5 protein-coding genes are annotated in these 5,956 nt (G+C 45.9%); all 5 read right to left on the bottom strand.

What is annotated here, in order from left to right:
- On the bottom strand, positions 1–2,048 hold a 2,048-nt coding region (locus tag GXO76_12995), incomplete at its 3' end, for an alpha-mannosidase (protein ID NOY78773.1).
- A gap of 414 nt (positions 2,049–2,462) precedes the next feature.
- Positions 2,463–3,014 carry an HDIG domain-containing protein gene (locus GXO76_12990; protein NOY78772.1) on the bottom strand — a complete coding sequence of 184 codons (552 nt, stop codon included), beginning with the start codon at positions 3,012–3,014 and terminating at the stop codon, positions 2,463–2,465.
- 32 nt (positions 3,015–3,046) lie between these two features.
- Complete coding sequence (locus GXO76_12985; protein NOY78771.1) at positions 3,047–4,423, bottom strand: MmgE/PrpD family protein; 1,377 nt, start codon at positions 4,421–4,423, stop codon at positions 3,047–3,049.
- Between the two features lie 371 nt (positions 4,424–4,794).
- Positions 4,795–5,184 (bottom strand): nuclear transport factor 2 family protein, encoded by a 390-nt coding sequence (locus GXO76_12980; protein ID NOY78770.1) that lies wholly within the window; start codon positions 5,182–5,184, stop codon positions 4,795–4,797.
- Positions 5,185–5,240: 56 nt separating this feature from the next.
- On the bottom strand, positions 5,241–5,956 hold a 716-nt coding region (locus GXO76_12975; protein NOY78769.1), incomplete at its 5' end, for an isocitrate/isopropylmalate dehydrogenase family protein.

Genomic DNA, 5,956 nt, shown 5'->3' with positions numbered 1-5,956 from the left:
GAGTAATCATCGGGAATACCATGGGAATGTTTGGCAAAAATAGGGCTTCTTAGAATCGTGAGTCGCATTTCACTGTTTAAAATATCACCGCCATATTTACAATCATTTAAAAGTGAAACACCGTAAAGCATCTCTTCTTCATTTTCTTTCTGATAAACTCCCGACACGTCCATCCATCGCTGCAAGGATTCCTCTGTTCCCAATAATGGCCGTTGAATGCTTCCAAAGGGAACTTCAAATGTTCCCTCTAACTCCTTCTCTGTCAAACGAATGGGAAAGGCCAGTTTGAGCATTTTGAATTGCTCCTGCCAGTCAATGGCCAATTCAAAATCGATACGGCGCAAATGCTTGTAGAAAAAAATGGTCTGGTGGGCAGAGGAATTTCCAAAGGCACTGTCTATGCGAACCCTTGCATAAACGAGACCGTCTTCTTCCAGAACAACCGAGCCCTTTAACTGAAAACTGCCGATTTCGTTACGATACTCATTTACATCATGCCCCCACGTGTCCCAGGGATCGTGAATCACAATCAGGCGGTTTCCCGGACCGGACAAAATATTCACATCATTCTCTTTGTCATAAATTTGTTGAATGAGACCGGTTTTCTCATCGAATGTTACTCGGTAGAAATCCGTTTCGATTTCAGAAATCGGCTTTTCTTCTTCGGGATACCACTCGCCGGTCATTGGAATCAGCCGGTATCGTTTTTGTCCCAGAGATGGGAAGTCGTCCTCAAGCGCCAGATCCAAAAGGGTCCCCTCTTCCGAATGAACCATGTGCTGAATTTGAAAGGGAATCTCCTGTCCACCGGCATCCTCAATTTTGATTGAAGAAACCCGTCCCGGCATCAAAACCTGTGTTACGAGTACATCTTTTCTCGGCCAGGCCACAGGATTAAATACCTGAAACTGAGTTTCTGACGGCAGTTCCGCTTTTGAATTGAGGGCGTCGACCGAGGTTTGAATCAGATGGGCGAGGTCAAACAGTGTCTGAGTCAGAGCCTCCTCCGCATCACTGTAGACTTCGGGAATGGATGTTCCCGCTAAAATATCATGAAATTGGTGAAAAAGGAGTGTCTGCCACGCCTCTCTCAGGGTTTCCTGCGGATACGAAATGCCGGCCTTCAATTCCGCCAGTGCGGCCATTTTTTCGGCAAAAAGCAATTGAAATTCCAGAATGCGGTTCCATCGTTTGATGTCCGAGTGAACCGTATAACAACCGGTGGAATGATGCTGCAGCTCGTCCTCCACGGATCGCAGGGAATCGGCTCTGGGACGAATCGTTTCAAAAAAGGTCTCCGGATCCCCAAAAATGATTTTGACTGCCTTCTGTTTTTCCCGATTTTTCAGAATGGAATCCAGGTTTTTGCGTGTGGGGCCGCCCCCGTGATCTCCCACGCCGTAGAAAAGCATTTCGTCTCCCACAATCGGGTTCATTTTTTTGGACATAATAGCGATGCGCGAATCCAATTCCTCTTTTGAAGAATTGTAATGAAAACGCGGTCTGGCCGTTAGAACACGTGACCCGTCCGGAGCCTGCCACCAGAAGAGTGTTCCGGGCAAGACCTTTTCCTTGGGTTTGGGACGAAAAAAGAGGTAATTATCCATGCCGGAATGTTTCAGAATTTGGGGTAATTGAAAGGTATGGCCGAAAGAATCCACATTGTACCCCGTTCGGACATCCACGCCAAATTTTTCCTGAAAATAGAGTTTTCCATAGAGAGCCTGCCGAATCAAGGATTCACCGCAGGGAATGTTCACGTCCGGTTGAACCCACCATGCCCCCACAATCTTCCAGCGCCCCTCCTTAATCTTTTCCCGAATTTGATCAAAAAGGGCCGGATCAGAATCTTCCACCCATTTGTAGGCGGCTGCCTGACTGCAGGTGTACACAAAATCCGGATACTCTTTCATCAGCTGTAAAACTGTTCGACTGGTATTGATCATTTCTTCACGCGCTTCATCCCACCGCCAGAGCCAGGCCAGGTCCAGATGGGCATTTCCAATCATGTGCAATACGGGTTTTTGAGGGGACGACTCAGCCGACATTCACATTTCTCCTTTTTTCAATTTTAGTAATTTTTTACCAGACCTATGTGCAGATACCGGAATTCTAAAACACAAGGATTGCAGAGTCCTTGAACGAAAACACTCTAAGAAAGCTTTAAAAAAATCAAGATTTCTGACACGGACAATTGCCCGTAACAAAATAAGATCAACAATTTGTGATAAAAATTAATTTACCATTAATACGGGATTGCTTTACAATTAATTGAAAAATAGGCTTTTACATAACATTTTTCTATTATTGACCCTCCCCCCTTCCCCCTCCCTTAAATAAGGGAGGGGGAGCGAGGGGGTGGGTTGAAAAAAAAGTTAACTAATAAAATCCGATTTTTTCAAAGCTTTCTCTAATTTATTGATTTCTTATGCGGCGTCATTTTCAGACAATCGGGATTTAATCTACAAACCCAATTGATTCGAAATGGTTTTCATGGCTTCGATGACGAAGGCGATATGGTCATCCAAATCAACCCCCAGTTCTTCTGCTCCTCTGCGAATCTCATCCCGATTTACCTGACGGGCGAAGGATTTGTCCTTCATTTTTTTCTTAACGGATTTCACCTTGACTTCGTCCAATTTTTTGCTCGGGCGAACGAGTGCAACGGCCGTAATAAATCCACAGAGTTCATCGACCGCGTAAAGGGTTTTGTCCAATGGATTCTCGCGCGAAACATGGTGGTAATCATTGTGAGCCAGAATGGCGTGTGTAACCTCCTCCGGATACCCCATTTTTTGAAGAATCTCCGATCCCCGTAAGGCGTGTTCTTTCATATCCGGATATTTTTCATAATCGAAGTCATGCAGGAGCCCTGTAATGCCCCACAATTCTTCATCCTCGCCAAATTTGCGGGCATACGCCCGCATGGCCGCCTCAACGGCCAGAGCATGTTTGATCAGATTCTCATTTTTCGTATACTCTCTTAACAGCGTAACCGCATCTTCCCGATTCATAGCACGTTCCTTACATTTACGAAACTCGTACTTTATTCCTTATCTGCAACCATCAATTTCATAAAATCCGATGCCTGAGGAATCTCTTCCAGATGCCAGACGGCATCTTCGATAATTTCTTGCTTGTGTTCAGAAAATATCGGAGCAGCCAGGCTACTAAATTTCACCCGCAATTCCTCTTCACTCATCGGTGACCGGTAATCCCCTTTCGGATAATCCACCCGTTTCCGGTGGATTTTGCCATCGGTTGTTTCAATCTCAACCAGAGCCGCCTTTAATTCCGGGAAAACCGCTTCCAATTCGGAATCGGCCACCACTTCAATTTTGGGTAATAAGGCCCAAATTTGTTTGTTCGTCAGTTTTTCTGCGGAAAACTGCTCCGGTGTTATTTTGCCATCAACCAGAGCCGCCGCCACCACATACGGCAGACTGTGATCGGCCGTCTCCTTTGTTGTGGGCTTGTATTTCGAGGGATCGGCCAGAATGTCACGAGCGCGTTCAATGGTGTGAACCACCACCCGTTTTACCTTTTCAGGCGTTATCTTTTCCTGGTGAACCAAATCCAGTGTAGCCGTGATGGGGGAATGCGTCAGCGCTTCCGTCGGAAAAGCCTTCATCGAACACTCCATAATTCGGTACGAATCACCCAGTCCTTCTGTCAGGACATCCAGATCGAATTCCCCCCCAAAGGTATCGACAAAGCCCTCTTTTCCCTCAAAAATGGCTTCCGGACCCTGATAGCCCTTCTGGGCCAATTGTGCGGCAAAAACCCCGCTTTGAACCGCCATGGGATCTACGGTATTTTTCATCATGGTCAGCTTTCCGGCCGTTACCGCTCCGGGCGTAAAATTGTGGCTTCCGGAGATGCCGATGGCATGGGTCATTTGTTCAACGGTCAGATCCAGCATTTTTCCGGCCCCAATCGGCGACGCAAATTGCGTCAGTGTGGCATGGTGCCATTTGCGTTCACGAATTCCCGGGATGGCAAATTCACACAAGCGCATCTCAAATTCGTAAGCCAAAACAATTCCCACAAGAATATCCTTGCCCGATTTCCCATTTTTTTCCGCGGCCGCCAGCACTGCAGGAATGAGATCGCTGGGATGACTGGGGTCCTGCTTCCAGTAAATATCGTTGTAATCCATCGCGCGGACCATCAAACTGTTTATCAAGCTCGCATTGACCGCAGATGTACGCTGCCCGGAGCCCATAACAGTTGCCTCCGGATTCCCACCCATTTCTCCCACAACCTGACGCGCAATTTCAGCATCCTCAACTTTGTACCCCCCAAAGGCACATCCCAACGCGTCGAAGAGAAACCGCTTGGCGGTCGCAATAACGTCTTCAGGCAAATCCTCGTATTTTAATCCAACGGCAAAGGAAGCCATTTTTTTTGAAATTGTTTCCATTTAAACTCCTTAGCTTTGCACTCATTCGATCTGTTCCAAATTGATTATTTCCTGTTCTTTGCAAAAGCCTATTCTCTGCCTGCATTATTCAAAAATTTTCGCCACGAAGACCCTAAGTCACGAAGGTTATCATAATTAAAATAATTGGATATTTGAAACTAAGTTTGTTTTGTACATTTTCCTGTTTCAATAAATATTTATTTATCTTTTTATTTATTACACCTTTGTGTCTTTGTGACTTTGTGGCTAATGAATTATTCAGGTTTAATCGATTTTTACCGAAAATTCGCGCGTAAGTGAAATTAAAGAAACAAGCGCCGCGAATGCGCGACTAAACATGTGTGAGCTGTTCAAATCAATCAAGCTTACGCCTACTGATGATGCGATCGCGAAAAATGCTCGTGGACGATTTTCCAGCCCTCATCCTTTTTTAAATAAACATGGGTACCGCGTCCCTGAATCTCCCGGCGGGTTTTTCCATTAAACAAAACCACCAACCAATAAAAAGTGGCAATGGCTACATTCTCGTCCAGAAGCTTGATGATCGGGCTCACCATATTGTATTCCAGATGATCAGCTTCCTTCAAATAATAATGAAATGTTTCCCGTAAGGCATTGATGCCCACCAGTCTCTCGTATTGAGTTGAAGAAAATCCGATCATGTCCTCGTCAAAATATTTCAGGATTCCTTCAATTTTTCCGGCATTAAATGCATCGGACATAGCCTTTTCAATGGCAAGAATTTCACTTTCTGCGCTCATGATTCATCCCTCCCTGTTTGATGATTCACAAACCATTCCTTTGCGGGATTCCACATTTACAAGGATTGGTAGTTTCGGGCGATTTCTTCGCCCATTTCAAGGGTTGTATTGATACCGCCCATATCATACGTTTTCACCTTGCCTTCTTTAATGACCCGGGCAACCGCGGCTTCCAAACGACGGGCCTTTTCGGTCTCGCCCAGATAGTCCAGCATCATTTTCACGGAAAGAATCATTGCCGTCGGATTGACTTTGTACTGTCCGGCATATTTGGGAGCGGATCCGTGAGTGGGTTCAAAAACAGCATAGTCGTCCCCAATATTTCCGCTGCACGCAAAACCAAGTCCGCCCACCAACTGGGCCGCCAAATCGGAAATAATATCGCCGAAGAGATTGGAGGCAACCAAAACGTCGTATTTCTGAGGGTTTTTGACCAACCACATGGTCATGGCGTCGATATTGGCTTCCCAGAGTTCAATTGTGTCGTAAGCCTCCGCCACTTTCCTCGCCTGCCGCACCATCATCCCGGAGGTTTCTCGAACAACATTTGGTTTTTCCACAATGGTAACCGATTTGTAGCCATGTTTTTGGGCATAATCGAAGGCTTGTTTTGAAATATTGGTAGCGGCTTTTTCGGTCACGATACGCAAAGAAATCGCCAATTGGTTTAAAGGCACATCTTTAAACCGGGCCATTTTCGGATGATTCTCAAGCAGGGTTTTCATAACGGCTTCCGGAACCGGGTGAAATTCTACGCCTGCGTACAAATCCT

This window comes from Calditrichota bacterium (assembly GCA_013151735.1).
Lineage (GTDB): Bacteria > Zhuqueibacterota > JdFR-76 > JdFR-76 > BMS3Abin05 > BMS3Abin05.
Note: the sequence above shows the minus strand (reverse complement) of the source record. Positions and strands in the feature narration are given on the sequence as shown.